Origin of the sequence: Vibrio ichthyoenteri ATCC 700023, from assembly GCF_000222605.1 — a bacterium.
Classification (GTDB): domain Bacteria; phylum Pseudomonadota; class Gammaproteobacteria; order Enterobacterales; family Vibrionaceae; genus Vibrio; species Vibrio ichthyoenteri.
Genome location: NZ_AFWF01000115.1, coordinates 1 through 15,143, shown reverse-complemented (window position 1 = coordinate 15,143; position 15,143 = coordinate 1). Strand labels below are relative to the sequence as shown.

At 46.0% G+C, this 15,143-nt stretch carries 25 protein-coding genes; 22 read left to right on the top strand and 3 right to left on the bottom strand.

The genetic code is table 11. The annotated features are described in order from the left end of the window. The first annotated feature begins 123 nt into the window (after positions 1-123). From RH85_RS09850 to RH85_RS09785, 14 genes are all read left to right on the top strand, one after another. Positions 124-456: a hypothetical protein gene (locus tag RH85_RS09850; protein ID WP_241210384.1), complete on the top strand. Its 333-nt coding sequence runs from the start codon at positions 124-126 to the stop codon at positions 454-456. A gap of 79 nt (positions 457-535) precedes the next feature. After that, complete coding sequence (locus RH85_RS09845) at positions 536-748, top strand: hypothetical protein (RefSeq protein ID WP_006712077.1); 213 nt, start codon at positions 536-538, stop codon at positions 746-748. 65 nt (positions 749-813) lie between these two features. Further along, on the top strand, positions 814-1,161 hold the full coding sequence (locus tag RH85_RS09840) for a hypothetical protein (protein ID WP_138956458.1): 348 nt from the start codon (positions 814-816) through the stop codon (positions 1,159-1,161). A 96-nt stretch (positions 1,162-1,257) separates the two neighbouring features. Further along, complete coding sequence (locus tag RH85_RS09835; RefSeq protein WP_006712074.1) at positions 1,258-2,172, top strand: DUF1281 domain-containing protein; 915 nt, start codon at positions 1,258-1,260, stop codon at positions 2,170-2,172. Between the two features lie 61 nt (positions 2,173-2,233). Then, positions 2,234-2,521 carry a hypothetical protein gene (locus RH85_RS09830; protein ID WP_006712073.1) on the top strand — a complete coding sequence of 96 codons (288 nt, stop codon included), beginning with the start codon at positions 2,234-2,236 and terminating at the stop codon, positions 2,519-2,521. A 488-nt stretch (positions 2,522-3,009) separates the two neighbouring features. Beyond that, positions 3,010-3,930, top strand: coding sequence for a DUF7168 domain-containing protein (locus RH85_RS09825; protein ID WP_006712071.1), 921 nt, complete (start codon positions 3,010-3,012; stop codon positions 3,928-3,930). Positions 3,931-4,155: 225 nt separating this feature from the next. Then, the gene (locus RH85_RS09820) at positions 4,156-4,815 is read left to right on the top strand and encodes a hypothetical protein (RefSeq protein WP_006712070.1); all 660 of its coding nucleotides are present in this window, start codon (positions 4,156-4,158) and stop codon (positions 4,813-4,815) included. Next, a complete protein-coding gene (locus RH85_RS09815; protein ID WP_006712069.1) occupies positions 4,812-5,477 on the top strand; it encodes a TIGR03759 family integrating conjugative element protein in 666 nt (221 codons plus the stop codon). The genes RH85_RS09820 and RH85_RS09815 overlap by 4 nt, the downstream gene beginning before the upstream one ends. Next, positions 5,447-5,959: a lysozyme family protein gene (locus RH85_RS09810; protein WP_006712067.1), complete on the top strand. Its 513-nt coding sequence runs from the start codon at positions 5,447-5,449 to the stop codon at positions 5,957-5,959. The genes RH85_RS09815 and RH85_RS09810 overlap by 31 nt, the downstream gene beginning before the upstream one ends. Positions 5,960-5,968: 9 nt before the next feature. After that, positions 5,969-6,373: an integrating conjugative element protein gene (locus tag RH85_RS09805; protein ID WP_006712065.1), complete on the top strand. Its 405-nt coding sequence runs from the start codon at positions 5,969-5,971 to the stop codon at positions 6,371-6,373. Between the two features lie 40 nt (positions 6,374-6,413). Beyond that, complete coding sequence (locus RH85_RS09800; RefSeq protein WP_006712064.1) at positions 6,414-6,611, top strand: hypothetical protein; 198 nt, start codon at positions 6,414-6,416, stop codon at positions 6,609-6,611. 200 nt (positions 6,612-6,811) lie between these two features. Continuing rightward, on the top strand, positions 6,812-8,983 hold the full coding sequence (gene traD / locus RH85_RS09795) for a type IV conjugative transfer system coupling protein TraD (RefSeq protein WP_006712062.1): 2,172 nt from the start codon (positions 6,812-6,814) through the stop codon (positions 8,981-8,983). After that, positions 8,980-9,630 (top strand): IncC plasmid conjugative DNA transfer DtrJ family protein, encoded by a 651-nt coding sequence (locus RH85_RS09790; protein ID WP_006712061.1) that lies wholly within the window; start codon positions 8,980-8,982, stop codon positions 9,628-9,630. The genes traD and RH85_RS09790 overlap by 4 nt, the downstream gene beginning before the upstream one ends. A 296-nt stretch (positions 9,631-9,926) precedes the next feature. Next, positions 9,927-10,316, top strand: a complete 390-nt coding sequence (locus RH85_RS09785; RefSeq protein WP_006712060.1) for an H-NS family histone-like protein — start codon at positions 9,927-9,929, stop codon at positions 10,314-10,316. Between the two features lie 49 nt (positions 10,317-10,365). Here the strand turns inward: RH85_RS09785 and RH85_RS09780 are convergent, their stop codons facing one another. The 3 genes from RH85_RS09780 to RH85_RS09770 all read right to left on the bottom strand — a co-directional run bounded on the left by RH85_RS09780 (position 10,366) and on the right by RH85_RS09770 (position 11,664). After that, complete coding sequence (locus RH85_RS09780) at positions 10,366-10,680, bottom strand: hypothetical protein (RefSeq protein WP_241210383.1); 315 nt, start codon at positions 10,678-10,680, stop codon at positions 10,366-10,368. Positions 10,681-10,916: 236 nt separating this feature from the next. Continuing rightward, on the bottom strand, positions 10,917-11,348 hold the full coding sequence (locus RH85_RS09775; protein ID WP_006712058.1) for a hypothetical protein: 432 nt from the start codon (positions 11,346-11,348) through the stop codon (positions 10,917-10,919). A gap of 37 nt (positions 11,349-11,385) precedes the next feature. Further along, positions 11,386-11,664 carry a hypothetical protein gene (locus tag RH85_RS09770; protein WP_006712057.1) on the bottom strand — a complete coding sequence of 93 codons (279 nt, stop codon included), beginning with the start codon at positions 11,662-11,664 and terminating at the stop codon, positions 11,386-11,388. A gap of 158 nt (positions 11,665-11,822) precedes the next feature. Between RH85_RS09770 and RH85_RS09765 the strand changes: the two genes are divergently transcribed. From RH85_RS09765 to RH85_RS09730, 8 genes are all read left to right on the top strand, one after another. Then, complete coding sequence (locus RH85_RS09765; protein WP_006712056.1) at positions 11,823-12,125, top strand: integrative conjugative element protein, RAQPRD family; 303 nt, start codon at positions 11,823-11,825, stop codon at positions 12,123-12,125. Then, a complete protein-coding gene (locus RH85_RS09760; RefSeq protein WP_006712055.1) occupies positions 12,122-12,382 on the top strand; it encodes a TIGR03758 family integrating conjugative element protein in 261 nt (86 codons plus the stop codon). The genes RH85_RS09765 and RH85_RS09760 overlap by 4 nt, the downstream gene beginning before the upstream one ends. Beyond that, positions 12,379-12,723: a TIGR03745 family integrating conjugative element membrane protein gene (locus RH85_RS09755; RefSeq protein WP_006712054.1), complete on the top strand. Its 345-nt coding sequence runs from the start codon at positions 12,379-12,381 to the stop codon at positions 12,721-12,723. Before RH85_RS09760 ends, RH85_RS09755 begins: the two co-directional genes overlap by 4 nt. A 4-nt stretch (positions 12,724-12,727) precedes the next feature. Next, entirely contained in the window at positions 12,728-13,057 is a 330-nt protein-coding gene (locus RH85_RS09750) for a DUF3487 family protein (protein WP_006712053.1), read from the top strand. A 10-nt stretch (positions 13,058-13,067) separates the two neighbouring features. Further along, positions 13,068-13,481, top strand: coding sequence for a hypothetical protein (locus RH85_RS09745; RefSeq protein ID WP_006712052.1), 414 nt, complete (start codon positions 13,068-13,070; stop codon positions 13,479-13,481). Further along, positions 13,471-13,827: a hypothetical protein gene (locus tag RH85_RS09740; RefSeq protein ID WP_241210382.1), complete on the top strand. Its 357-nt coding sequence runs from the start codon at positions 13,471-13,473 to the stop codon at positions 13,825-13,827. The genes RH85_RS09745 and RH85_RS09740 overlap by 11 nt, the downstream gene beginning before the upstream one ends. Beyond that, positions 13,824-14,459 (top strand): PFL_4703 family integrating conjugative element protein, encoded by a 636-nt coding sequence (locus RH85_RS09735; protein ID WP_006711813.1) that lies wholly within the window; start codon positions 13,824-13,826, stop codon positions 14,457-14,459. The genes RH85_RS09740 and RH85_RS09735 overlap by 4 nt, the downstream gene beginning before the upstream one ends. Continuing rightward, positions 14,459-15,143, top strand: a 685-nt coding sequence (locus RH85_RS09730) for a TIGR03749 family integrating conjugative element protein (RefSeq protein WP_006712050.1), incomplete at its 3' end; no start/stop codon positions are given. The genes RH85_RS09735 and RH85_RS09730, both read left to right, overlap by 1 nt.

Sequence of the window (15,143 nt, the reverse complement as noted above, 5' to 3'; positions counted from 1 at the left end):
ACGCGCTGACTGATATTCGTGCTAAAAAGCGAATTGAACAGTCTGTAGCATAAGTAAAATACATAAACCCACAGGGGATTCGATCCCTTGGGCATCGTTTCTCCTTTTTTGATGAGGAGAACGATGATGAAAGCAGTAACGGTAAATGTTGGCGGTGCGAAGGTGGATTGTTTTGTGCAGTATGCGCAATACGGTAATAGCCAAATCGCTCTACAACTTATCGCTCAACAAAGTGCAGATAATGAAGCGCAAGGTATCTTCCCAGGTATGCCAATTGGCAAGCCAACGGTTTGTTTACCTGAGCAGAGTTTGGCGCCTAATGAAACTATAATCAAAGATTGTGATGAGTATGCAGGTTTTCTGGATGCCTTAGAGCAAGCTGAGATAGTCAAAGCAACGGGTCGAGAGATCTGTTGTGGGCATGTTTCATACAAGGTAGTTGAAGTCTTAGTTTAATTATTTGTACACCTAATCCGGCAGGAACTTCGTTCCTGTTGGGATTGGGGTTTTTGTCTTTTTTTGTTATGATTGAAATATGAATACGGAGAAAGATATGTGCGAAAAGCAAAAGCGTATTGAAGAGTTGGAGCTTGAGATTTCTCAGATTCGACGTAATTATGCTGAAGCGGCAAAGTTTAATGCAGAAGAACGCCATTTGGATAGTCAGATAGTCTGGCGGCCTTGGCAGGTTGCATTAATTCCTATTTTGCTAGGTATACTAGCTTTAGTCGCTGCTATCGCTAGATAAGCCTCGATCTTTAACCAAGAGCCTCTGTCCATTAGGACCGAGGCTTTTTTATTACAAGGTGCTCAATGATGGAATCAAACATCGTTTTGCCAATTGACGAAAAAATCATTGCCATTCTTAATGGGTATAGTGAACACTTTATTTTCACTGGGAATACAGATGATGCTCAATTCTACCAGTCTCTTAGAGATAAGATTATTCAAGGAGATGGTATTGATGTGGATACGTTGTTGTTTGTTGCTAAGGTGACATCCAACAAGGTATTAACCAGCTCTGCTTTGAACGAGGCTTTAACCTTTAGTATCTCGAACAGTGAAATGATGTCAGATGCGAGGGAGATAGCTGCAGATTTCAAAAATAATGCTACTTATTTGGTTGGCTTTATTGCAGTTCACTTAGCAACGTTTCAATAGACAGAGTTTAAATTTTTAAATAGCGCCTAGCGCACCGTCCATACAGGATGCTTCCTGTATGGGGGCGTCCTTTTTTATTTTAAGAAGGAAATTATTATGCCTAACTGGTGTGTTAACCAAATCCATGTCAGTGGCCCTGATGCGCTTGATGTTCAGCGCTTGATGACAGAACCACAAACTCTACTGCATTACGATGCAACCAAAGCGGCTGTGAAGATGTTTTTAGCCGGTGTAGGTGGTTTGTTAAAACCGACTGTGCCAATGCGCTTTGATGTTTATCCAGAGTTGATCGCCGGTATCGGTGAATCCAATACAGCGAACCACGCTTTTGATGCGTTCGTGATGCTACTGAACCAAAAACCGCAGTTAACGCCTGAAATCTGCCTAGTCATTTTGACTTTGTTTGAGCAGACGGGGTTGAAGCAGCGGTATTGGGGTAACTTACCTGTCGCAACCAGAAAGAAGATCTCACCACTGTTGAAGAACAGTGCATACGATTGGTCGGGTATCTACTTGCGTCGTTTACCTCTTGATGTGGTATGGGCAAAGCTTGATGTGTTTGAGCCAGTTTTACCTAGCTCGTTTTCGTTAAGCAGTTTATGTCCACCAAATCTGTTGTCGCAAATCAATGGGTTTAATGGTCATTTATTGCCGGGGATATCTAGTGGTTACAACGATAATTGTGATCGTCTTGGAACGAAGTGGGAGATGGTAGACGTTGATGTTGTCGAATCAAGTGATGGGTTTGTAAAACTTGAGTTTGATACCGCTTGGAGTCCAGCCATTCCACCGATGGCAGAGTTGGCGGCACGTTTTTCTGAGTCAGTCTTTACCCATTATTTTGTTGAAATAGGGTGCTCGTTCTGCGGCTATGTTTCGTATGAGGATGGGATTGTTCAAGAAGATCGTGATGACAGTTTGGACTTTTCAGATGAAGAGAACGATGAGGGGTATCATGATTTAGTCGGTCCAGACTATCTCATTGAAAACTTCGATCGCTACGGCGGTTAATTTTTATCACCCAATCAGGGAGTACATCCCTGGTTGGGGTGTGCTCTCAAGGAGCATACTAATGAATAAAATGTTGTACGTTTACGATGACGAAGGGACGTTGACCAGTGTATCGATAGCGGACTTTAAAACAGAGAGCGACGCAGCGATCAGTCTTATTGATGTGTTGATCGATTGGTCATATGAACATGGGGGCGCGATTTATGGTGCTGCTTCCGTTAAAGCTCACATCAAAGAGTTAGAGGGGTTAAAATCAGAGGTACGAGATTTTGCCGTGGACTTAAGCGAACAAGCCTGGTTTGGCACTTCGTTAGGTTTTACCTTTTCTTGCTGTTTGAATGAAGAGTGATTGTTAGCAAAAAGCCGAGCTCTAGTGGAGTTCGGCTTTTTTGTATGTCAGCGCGATTTACAAACAGAGATAGACCATCTACCGAAATTGATTATTAGGGTTAAGGTGGCACACTAATTTGAACCTAGCATAACGAAATATCGATAGGGTTCAGAAAAGTGTGCTAATGATCGCTTTACAGTGGGTCTTCTAGCAGTAAAACGCAATGGAACGAAAACACCCGTTAAGGTGAATTAGTGGTTAAGCCAGAATTCAGATAATAAGTGCAACTATTCATGGTGACCGATTACGAAATAGGCTTGATGGGAGCGAAGCTGCAAAATGCGACATTTGAAAATGACTGATTGAACCTCATTGCTACGTAAAGTGCCAACGTTTCGTGATCATGGCGTCATTCACCGATCTGTTTTCTAAAGATCTATTTCGCATGTGATATAAACGAAAGTGTTTATAAACGCTTTCGTGATATTCACGGGAAGGAACAGGCGATGTTATTAGAAGAGTACATTCAAACGCATTATGGAACAGCGCGAGGGAATAAGGCGGCCTTTCTGCGTGATAATCCCCAAATCCTACCCCAAGAGCTTAATCGATGGATCAACGCAAAATTAAAGCTGAACCTGCAAACGGGTGAGATCTATAAACCAACCTCGAAGACGATCTCTCTTATCGCCTTACCAACGGTATCGAATCTAAATTCAGTGATCCAATTAGATCAAGAACAAGTAGAGCAACTACAGCGATGCGCAGCTCATGCGAAATACTCCGTTGATAAATTATTAAATCAGTTAATTGAGGCAGAAGATCTTCGAGTTCAACTGTTGGCAGAACAAACATGCATAAGCAGTAGTGTATCGGTTCAGAGTCTAACGACAAAAATAGGGAATGCATTCAAAGGGCTGAGTGGGAAAAGTGAAATGTATGAATTTTCCCGAGTACTTGATTCTCTGGTTGTTCAGCTTCTCGATGATAATCTACTTGCGTTAAAAGTAAGACCGATTGATATCGCTGAGAGTGAGCGTTTGGTTATTTCGAGAACAGCTTATTATTGGTACGGCGGCAATGTGGCCGATCGCATTTCTAAAATATTCGGTACGATTGATGTTTACTTGTGGAATGAAATCTTTGACCCGCGCAGTGACGTGGTTTTTATCGGTGGAGCAAGTAACGTCACGATAAGTTATTTGGTTTGCCAACGATTATGCCAGCTTTTTAAGCAAGTTAAGACGGAATATAAAAAGTCGCTGGGTAAATTCATTAATGCGAGAAGCAAAGAAGACATCGCGAACGATTATATGGCTAGATTTGTTTCCGGAGCTTTAGAGCCGGTTCGTATGATGTACGACGAGGATACGCAGTTGGCATTGTTTGAATATGCGGGCAACAAATACCCCTATGCGATGAACTGACGAACAGTCAGTAAAAATAAGCACTACACAGGCCGAGCTCATTGAGTTCGGCTTTTTTTGTCTCTTTTGGCTTGTTTGATGCTAAAACAAAATCACCGTAAGGATATCATAAATTACCCACTTTCGCCGCAAATAGAAATAAATTTTTTTTGTACTTTTAATTGCGGTTTTCTTCTTTTCTTTCTGCTAGCGTCGTTAACGAAATTCTGTCTTTAGGAGAGACTCGTGAACCCCTATGCAAAAACTGCCATTAAGTGTGCAGTATTAACCCTTTGGAGTGCCACCATTGCCGTTGGTGTGCTGCTTGCTTACGAACAATGGCGTCCTTCGATCGTACAAACCGATTTAGATGCACTCGAACAGCGGATCAATGCCGTAGTTTTAGATAACGCGACGACTCAAACAGCGGCGCTCAACCAACTATCTGGCAAATTAGACGCGTTAGAAGAGGAATTGACCTCCTTAGAGCTCGGCTATGGCGCTCTTACTCACCGTCAAGAGACGAATGAAACTGAGATCTCAAACCTTGATGACAAATTAAGCGCTGAGATGAGTGAAGGCCTGAGCAAATTAGAAGCGCGATTAACCACAAAACTCAACAGTACGTCGAGTCGCACGCGCACTATTGTGGAGCCGCCGCGTAAAACGGTTAAGGCCACAAAACCGAAACCGGTCATCGAAGTCCCTTTTGAACTCTATGACGTTCAAAAACGCGGCCTAACCTACCTTGCGATTGTTGGAAAACCAGGTGCTACGCATTTATCGCAATTAAGCGCCGTTCAAGAAGGACAATCTTATCAAAGTTGGCGCCTTATCAGAGTAGAGCCTGGTCGAGTGGAATTACAAAAGGCAGCCGACCGAATTGAACTGGAGGTGCGCTCATGAAACTCATGTGGGTATTAGCACTGATGGTCAGCACTACATCGATGGCCAGTGATGTGGTTTCGATTTCAAATGAGATCGTCAAAGAGACATTATCCGCGGAAAACTGGCAACTCTCAGAGGGCGAATGGTCACGATATCAAGAGCTCCTGAATAAACCCGAAGCTTATGGTCTTGTTGACCAAAATCCGCTCGTCGTCCTTGGTCAGTTTGCTCGCAATGATGAAGAACGTCGCCGCTATGCACAGCGTCTTGTCGCCATCGATAAAAAACGCATCGATGGATTACTGGCACTTGATAAAGCATATCGCAATGCTTGGGACTCACTCTATCCAGCCTTAACTCCAATAGCCCAAAGCTTGCCTGAGCGTGTATCGCTTTTTGTCACCGCCAATTGCGATCCTTGTATGGATGCCTTGAAAGAGTGGCGTACTCGAGGCGTCAAGGTGGATGTTTTCATGGTGGACAGCAAAGGCAACGACTATGTTCTTCGACAATGGGCAAGCGCAGCCGGCGTCAGAAAATCCGATGTGACTGAGCGCTTTATTACTTTAAATCACGATTCTCGCGGCTTGTGGTTTCACTTAGCAAAAGGAGAATCGGCGCCTATCGCCGCGTTTGAGCAAGAGGGTGTATGGTCCGTTATCTCATTGCCATCTTCTTAGTGTTAAAGATGGGCGTTGCGAGTGCGTCCGTTCCGCCACTCTATCAATCGATCGCACATCAGTGGGAAGTACCGCCGACGGTGCTCTATGCCCTTGCGATGGGGGAGAGTCAAACGCGATTAAAAAATGGTTTGGTTCGTCCGTGGCCATGGACGCTCAATGTCAAAGGTACGCCTTATTATTACGCGGATAAAGAGACTGCATGTCAGGCGTTAATGAGCTTCTTACGACAAACTGAAATTGTCGATATTGGCCTAACGCAACACAACTGGCGCTGGCAAAAAGATCACTTTACCTCGCCATGCTCCGTGTTCGAACCGTCAGTCAATTTAGCTCATGCTGCGAGATTGCTTCGAGAAGGTAGGGCGCTGCATGGCGATTGGGTAAAAGCCGCTGGCTATTTCCACCGACCTGCCGGTGGGCAAATTGCACAACGTTATGAAAAGCGATTCGTGGCGCAGCTTACGCAAGTTCAACGTTAAGGAGACCGTATGAAGTCAATATTCTTATGTTTTATCCACCTCATCGGGTTATGTGCGCTTCTTGGGAGTGGGCAATCTTTTGCAAAAGACCCAATGAGCTTAATGTTGCCGGTAATAACCCCGCAGTTAACACCGGGCAAAGTGGTGGCTAAATCCGCTCCCACTCATATCGGGATGCCACTTTTTATTGTGGGTGACGATGCGTTATCTCATCGATGGTTAAAAGCACGCAAATCCTATCTTCAATCCATCAATGCGGTAGGGATGGTGGTGAATGTGAAAAGCGAAGGGGGCCTAGCTCGTATGAACAGCTATGGTCTTACGCTCTATCCCGTACCGGGCAAAGACTTTGCCAAAGCGTTCGGGCTTAAACATTACCCCGTCCTCATCGAGAACAAACAAATCAAACAATAACTCAAACAAATAGTGACCCTCTTTTTTTCAGGAGAAGCCAATGTCTGTGATTTCCCTTAGTAACGCTGATGTGCATCAAGTGCTGTCCGCTTCACATCATGCCATTGCCAATAAAGAGCTGGCCCCTTTGGTGCTGGCTGTATCCACACTTTCCGCCAAAGAAGGTCTGCGACCCGAGGTGGCGCTTATCCGCTTGATGCAACAAGGAGCGAGCAATGAAGGTGAGTGCGATGGATAAGACGCCATTTGCCAAAAAATGGCTCAGTGAAAAAGCCAAACCGAGAGTGATTTTTGACCCCAAACCGCATCAAACACGAAAGCGTATCGAATTGATGGAGGAAAAACTCCGGTGTCAGGCGTCAAAGTCACCCAATTAATTGGGTGCATTAGGACAAAAGCAAACAATGATGAGTGATAAGGTGAAAAGAGAGTGCGTAAGTGAGTAGTTACGGGTATGCAGAAGGCTTACTTCGGCCTGCAGAAGAGTTATTGAGCGCGGCAATGTTTGCGCTGGCGATTGTGATGATTTGGGTTCTGCCGGAGCTTTTCTTGTTGCCATTTTGGTGGCGCGTAGCGGTCACCGGGTTGCTGTTCTATTTCTTTCTTGTTCGCTTTAAACAAGGCTTAGATGTTCTGTCTTATCAAAAAGGGTTGTTACAACTCCCTTTTTGGGCCATGTCGTCGCTGGATATGCCGGTCTATAAGAATAAGCTGTTCTTAGGCAAAGGCTTTCTTGTGTTACCACGTCACGCACAAAGACTCTACGACTCAAGACAAATCTGGGCGGAGCGTTATGTGACACCTTCAAAGCTCTATCATTTTGCTCGGAAAATGGAAGCCAAATATGAAGGTCACTGGATTGAGCGATTTTGGACTGGCAGCCAAGTGATAAAAAAGGCGGGGCGCTTTTATGCTTTGGTGAACCTCTTTCTCAACAGTGTTAATCCCGTCAAACCTTTACCTCCCGTTGGTGGTGATACCCGGATGCACGGCGTTGGTATGGAGGATGAAACTGACTGCCTACTGCCAATGAGTGCAAGAGCCGGTCATACACTTGTGCTCGGCACGACTGGGGTTGGTAAAACGCGCCTTGCTGAGCTGATTGTGACCCAAGATATTCGTCGTGGTGATGTGGTGTTCATGTTTGACCCTAAGGGCGACGCCGATATGTTGATGCGTATGTACATTGAAGCGCTGCGCGCCGGTCGAGAAGATGAGTTTTATATTGTTCACCTTGGTTATCCAGACCAGAGCGGGCGATACTCGCCTGTGGGTCGCTTTGGCCGAATCACCGAGGTGGCGACACGCGTGGCGGGACAATTGGATGGCGGTGGTAACAGCGCTGCGTTTAAACAGTTTGCTTGGCGATTTGTTAACATCATTGCCAGAGCGCTCGATGCACTTGGCCGTAAACCCGATATGGCATCGATACAGCGTTACGTGACAGCCATTGATGAGCTCTACGTCAGTTATTGCGTTAAAAAACTGCCTGATTACCATCCAAAAGCGGTGGATTTAGTGACCGCGTTTGAAAGTAACGTCAATGAGAAAAACACACCACGTCATTTACAAGGTCGTTCAAAGCGCGTCGTCGCCCTTGAAAAGTATTTTGGTGAATACCCCGTCAATGACGATGTGCTTTCTGGTCTGCGCAGTGCTATTCAATACGACAAGACCTATTTCGATAAAATCGTCGCCTCTTTGTTGCCTCTGCTTGAAAAGCTTGGAACAGGGAAAACCGCTGAAATCATCTCACCAAGGCATACGCCTGGTGACGAACGACCCGTTGTCGATTGGCGTGAGGTCATTATGCAAGGAGGTATTGTTTACGTGGGGCTTGATGCGCTTTCAGATACAACGGTTGCCGCCGCCTTTGGTAACTCGATGTTTGCCGATTTGTGCTCATTAGCAGGGGAGATTTACAAATTTGGTAATGCCCCTGGGTTTGGTCAGTTCAAACCGCGCAACATCATGATACACGCTGACGAATTTAACGAGCTTATCGGGGATGAGTTTATTCCGATTTTGAACAAGGCAAGGGGTGCGAAATTTGTCGTCACCGCGTACACGCAAACCGAGTCCGATATTGAAGCCCGTCTGGGCTCCCCAGCCAAAGCGGCGCAAACCAAAGGCAACTTTAACAGTTTGATTTGTCTTCGTGTTCGCGAGCAAAAAACCGCGCAAATTCTGACTTCTCGTATGGCGACTGTCACCATTAAAGACATTGTTCCTGATACAGGAGCGACTGACAATCCCGGTAGTGATAGTGGCTTTCGCTCTAGCAATAAAGATACGCTGCAGAACAAAGAGGTGCTGTTGATTAATGACAATGACATCACCAACCTGCCTATCGGACAAGCCTATGCGGAGTTAGAAGGAGCGAAATATTGGAAACTGCGCTTTCCTTTACCGAGCAGTGTTGGGGATGAAGCCTTGCCTGAGAGCGTACAGATTTTGGTTGATGGCATGATGGAGAAGACGCAAGCGGTCAAAGACAGCAATGAATGGCTCAATGAGACTCAGTGGTTCGACAACTGCATCACCGATGCAGAGAAATCATTATCAGAAGAGGAGCTAGAGACGTTGTTTGGCTTGGAGAATAGAGCATGAAGCAACAAGATGCCCAGAAAAACGCACCACCACGCAGTGAACCGCTTCGATGGTATCAATGGCCATTTGCCGCACTTGGGCATTTGATGGGGATTTGGGTGCTGCTGATATTATTTGAATGGCTGGGTGGTATTTGGGGGAATGAGGTCGGTACTCATGCAAAGAGTACCTTGCTTTTACAACTGGATGCGCTGCAGGCGGATTACCCTGGTGTGTTAAATCGGCTGTTACCGTGGGTATCTGAGCTAATACTCAATTTCAGTGATGTGCTGTCGCTTAATTTTACGGGCACCTTCGCTTTCATTACGCCATTTTGGCATGGCGCTGTCTATGTCACGCTTGCGTTGATGGTGCGCATTGCTTTGCTCTTCTTTGCTTATCCGCTTTTTCTGATGGCGATGTTTCTTGGGGCATTCGACGGCTTAGTGGCAAGACAAAGACGTATTGCTTTTGTGGCAAGAGAAACGGAAACGGTTCACTACTACGCTTACAAATCACTGCCTTGGGTGGTGATGGGGTGTAGCTATCTATGGCTGTTCGTGCCGGGAATTGTGGCAATATCGCCTTCATTAATGTTAATCCCTGGTGTCGTTGCGACCGGGATATTAGTGCAACAGACCTTGGCAAGCTATAAGAAATATCTATAATGGACACAATAATATATTTCTATTGTTGCGTTGCTATGAAAATTATTGCATATTACGCCAGGCGCAACTAATTCAATTTAATAATAGCGTCAGTGGCTAGTTTACAGCCTCACCAAATGGTGGGGCTGTAAATATTAGAGATAAACGTAAGTATTTAAATAGCCCAATATAACAACCATCACATAATGCATTTAGAATAGCTTAATTTAAATCACGCAACAAAATGATTACATTGGTAATACTTACAAGCAATCTAAAGCGTTATTACACGCATATCGAAATAAGGACTTTAATTAATGTCAGAGCTGGCTAAAACACTACTCCACATTCGTTCTCTTCGTGCTTTTTCACGCGAGTTAACTCTTGAACAATTGCAAGAGGCTTTATCAAAATTAACAACGGTTGTTGATGAAAGAAGAGATGAAGAATCGCAACTGATTGCTGAACAAGAAGAAAAAGAGGCAAAATTAAAAGCGATTGCAGATACGTTAACAAGAGATGGTATCGATATTAATGATTTAATGAACGCGCTTTCAAAGCAACCCATAAAAACAAAATCGAAACGTGCGCCGCGACCAGCCAAATACCGTTATATGGATGAGAATGGTGAAGAGAAAACCTGGACTGGTCAAGGAAGAACACCGTCAGCCTTAGTCGATAAGAACTTGGATGACTTTTTGATCTAATTCGTTGGTTGCCCTTTGTTTTTATGACTAAAAGCGTAATGTCATAGAGTCAAAGGGCTTTTTTATTCTCTGAGGCCAGTTTGCTCAAGTCCGGAGTAATTAAACCCAGTGCGACCTTCCATAAATAGCCCACGTCTGGGCATAGTCCACGAGATCGTTCTACAAAAATTAAGCTTGGTAATAATGGGATCTCTTCTAAACACTCGGGTTTTGGCGTTAGACTATCCTGCCAGAATTCGCAATCAACCAATCTAAAAAACTTTCCTTCCGCGTGGTTTAATCCAATGACATCAAATTGAAACCCTTTCAGTTTTAAACGCTTTATTCGAGCTGCAGCGGCACGACAGTTGATGTTAAAGCGCAAGCTCAAATCCTTATAAGTAAAAGCGTTTACACTCACAACAAACTCTGCCGTCATTGCGAGGCGTTTATGCTTGCTTCGTATTTTAAGCTGTTCGATATTATGAAGGGCGATATGCTGATTTTTTATACTACAGACCTATTAGTTTATAGAACACACCTCCTTTGTACCAATTATCGAAATAAATTTCACCTTAATTATCGGCAACTTAAATTAACATATTACTCTTTAGCGGTTCATTAACGACGGGGAGGGGAATTGTCGCCCTCTGGCTCAACAGCAAGCCCTAACGCTATTTTCCATAAACACGAGACATTTGGCTTTGGTGGCGTGGATTTCGTGACGAATACCAGATCTTGAAATACAAAAGATAATTCGCTTGTCTGCCTTTTTGCGATAGCCTTGGGCATACAGGGTTCGCAATCGATCAGTCGATAAAAGCTACCCTCCTTTTTTGTACTTCCAAGCCGTTCGAATCTAAACCCCTGGGTTTTCAGTTGGCGTATTCGATGCGCTGCTACTCGATGCTTAATGCGAAAATGCTGACTCAGCTCTTGATAGGTGAACGCATTGACGCTCATCAGATACTCCGCCATGGCGATCATGTGGTTATACCGCGTCCATTGCTTAAGATAAGCAATATTCTGCAGGGCAATGTCTTGGTTTTTCATAGTGATGTTGATGTTCTGCTGGGCGACATGATCGCCATTAATGATCTCTTGGCACGGTGATCACACCACTGGCAATGCCTTCCGCCAAACGCTCCATCATGTTAGCAAAGCGATAAACCCCTTCGTATTGCGTCAAGAAGTAATCCATTTGAACCTTGGTGGACGAGTCCATCACGCGCTTAAATGCGTCCATATAGTCATAGCATTGAACGAGAAATTGCTCATCCCCTTCGATCGTGAAGGGATAACGACGGCCAAACTCATCCACTAACTGAACAAGCTGTTGCTGCTCTGCCGTAAAGTATAAATAAACCAATCAAATTAACTTGTAGGTAAAACAAAGTCACCGTAAGGATATCATGATTTAAACTTTTTCGCCGCAAATAGAAATAAATTTTTTCTGTACTTTTGTTTGCGGTTTTTTGTTTTCGAAATTGCTAGCTTGTACGCACGTTTTTTATTCAGGAAACAAAGATGAAATCAATCATTGTTCTTGGCGTGGCGCTGCTGGCCAGTTTGCCCGTCAATGCGAGCGTTGAAGGGGAAAAGCAAGAGCTCGCGCTTATACAAGCTCACCTCGATAAGCTCGATTACCTTATCGCGCGTGCCGAACGTGAAGCGGATTATCGATCGCTTCGCCAATTTGAGTATGGCGCCTTAAAAAGTGATATCCGCCAAATTCAAGCGGGGATCGACGATTACCTCCATCCCGAGCGCGCTGTTCCTCGCCCTGTTACGCCTTTAGGTGGTGACTACGTTCAAAGGCCGATGCCATGAGCGTGGAAATCGATCCGGGTCGCTCATTCGATGCCTTTACGCATGGCGCCGGATATACCCCCAATTCGCTGGCGATTGTGCTTGGCTCTGTTGCGTTTGTCGGCTTACTCGCGTGGGTTATCTGGACTGCTTGGAGCGGCTTTAAAGGAATGCGTAATAAAAAAGTCACCAAAGAAGTGTTTCGGCGGATGATTTTTCGAGCGCTCTTTATCTTTCTCGTTCTTCAATTTTTACTTTTTTACGGAATAACCGCATGAACAACCCTCTTTTAACCAAATGGCTTGCCTTGTTCTTTCTCGCTATCGGCGCGAAAGCGCACGCCAAAATCCCTCAAAACCAAGACCCATCGCAAGGGCAGAGTGACAACATTCTTACCATGGTGCTCTATTTTTCCTACGACATTTTGCTGATTGGTGGCTCTATTTTTATCGCATTTAGCGCCATCTATTTCATGGGGCATATGTGGGACATGTACAAGAAAACCCGTGAACGTCAGGCCACAAAGCAAGACCTACTTACCGATGGCGTCATTGGGGCGGTGTTGCTGCTGTTTTCCATTTGGGGTCTGAACTTTGGTTTGGGCATTTTGGAGAAATAGCACGATGAAAAGTGCCGCTTGTTTAAATGTGATGCCCCCTTTTTATAAAGGCCTTTCGCTGGGCGAGATTGGCGTACTCACTCTCGTCAATACCCTGATTCTTGGCCTGATAGGGCTTTTTGTGGCCTTCATAACCGGATGGTGGATTGTGTTTGTGAGCGCTCTGCTGCTGGGATTGCTAAGTATGGCGATATTGCCCAAAGGCTTGATTGCACCGCTCACCCGCATCAAGGCGCGTCACTGCCAATATTATTTACAAAAACAATTCGATCGCCGAGTGAATGCCGAGCGATACACCACACAAAGTCGCCGCTTTGCGACTCGACGAACTTAGGAGAAAAACAATGAGCACAGAGAACGTAGCGGGCAACGAAGCGCCAATCAATATTGAAATCAACCCAACCGATTCAGGGGCGATTTTACTCCATGGCTGGCTTCGTGCTTATGCCGAGTACGACGAGTTGTACTTAAGCGAAGACAAAGACTACGGCGAAAACTATCGCGGTGACAGTGTGCGTCTTGAGCTTTATGAAGCCACTGACGGGCAGTGGGTTTATGTCCAAACCGTCCGCGGAGCCAATATTGCCGGTTACCGACCACGTCAATGTGATGTGCAGATTTTTAGAAACCGCGACGTCTGTCAGCCTCATTTTCGTATGGGTCGTCGCTACGCGGCCGCACTAATGAAAAAAGCAGGCCTTTCTCATGTCCAATTCATCGGTCACGAGAAGGCGGCCGAGGAGGGAGATGATGAGTAATTTTCCCTTCAATACAGAGTTGATGGACTTTCAACCTGTAGTGCTGACGGCGGCAGATAACTGCGGCCGAGATTGGCACTTTGACGGCGCGCTCATGGGGCAAAGTCAAGACAGTCACTATGACTATTTTTTGTACCACACGCGCTCTAAGCACAAGTACTACATCATGGTTGGCGTACGCATTGAAAAAGCAACGGGCATCACCGAGGCGGAAAACTGGGGAATGATTGACACCGATATGATGGCCAGCTTCATGAGTGAATATGCGCGTTTTGACATATTCACTCAGTGCCAGTTTCCGGGTTACCACTACATCGGCGCGCCAATACATCAGGAGGCGGCATGAGTCACAGTCGTTTTCGCAGTGCGTTAGCGGGGCGAGATGCGCATATACGCTCGCTTCGCGTAGCGCTGGTCAGTGTCAGCGCACTGGCCCTTTTTGCGCTTTGGGGATGGAACAAGGCTGGCGGTGAGTTAACCGTCCACAATCCTCCGGATTTAAGCGCAGGCGCCTCGCGCGTTTGGTCTGAAATACCAAAACCCAACGTCTATGACTTTGCGGTGAGTATTTTTACTCAAGTCAATCGATGGGTCTCTGATGGCGGCGTGGACTACAAAGAGAATCTGCATCTTTATAGCTACTACTTCACGCCCCAATGTCGTCAGATTTTAAATCAAGACTATGAGCAAAAACGCCAAAAAGGTGAGCTGTCGGGGCGTGAGCGCAGTTTGTCGCAAATTCCGGGCTACGGTTTTGAGGATTGGCGAGTAGAGAAGCACAGCCGCGATAACTGGACAGTGCAAGCGGACTTGCAGCTCAGTGAATACGTGGGCGGCGTGGAAGTGAAATCGAGCGCGATCCGCTGGCCACTGAAAGTGGTGCGCTATGACGTTGACCGTAACAACAACCCATGGGGATTGGCTATCGATTGCTTTGACGGTCCAGCACGTAACATCGAATTTAAGGAGTCCAAATAATGACGTTATCAAAAGCGTTAATGTGGAGCGCCGCTCTGCTGTGTGTCGCTCCCGTGCAAGCGATGGAGCGTGTGATGAACTGGGAAGGCACGCCGCTTCCTTTGACGATGACGCCGGGGAAGGAGTTGATTGTCAACTTCGGTGAGGATGTCCGCATTGCCATACCGGCCCATCTCAATGGCGTGTTAAGTACTGCCTCGCTTGGTGGTCGCGTCTACTTAAGTGCTAACCGTCACTTTGATGTGGCTCGTCTGCATGTTGAGCGTCTCTCTGATGGGATGCGCGTTCTATTGGATGTTCAAGCAGATGACGCTTTTGCATCGATGCCTCTGGTTGAGGTGGTGCTACCCAAACAGATAGGCGCACCTGTGAGTGACAATGTCACGGGTGTAGCTGTGGGCGGTGGAACGGCTATCTCACAAAGCCAAGCATTGAAAATGGCGCCGCAAGCGCTGCTTATTCGCTATGCCATGCAGAGCCTCTATAGCCCTTCTCACGCCATCGAGCCGTTGCTTGGTGTGGCGCGAATGCCGATGGGGCTAACCAATAACATTCAAGCCAGCGCTTTCCCTTATTGGCCTGTTGAAGCCACACCCATTGCGGCGTGGAAATTGGGCGAGGAGGTGGTCACCGCCATTGAAGTGAAAAACCTTGGCCAGCGCGTGCAAACACTCGACCCAAGAC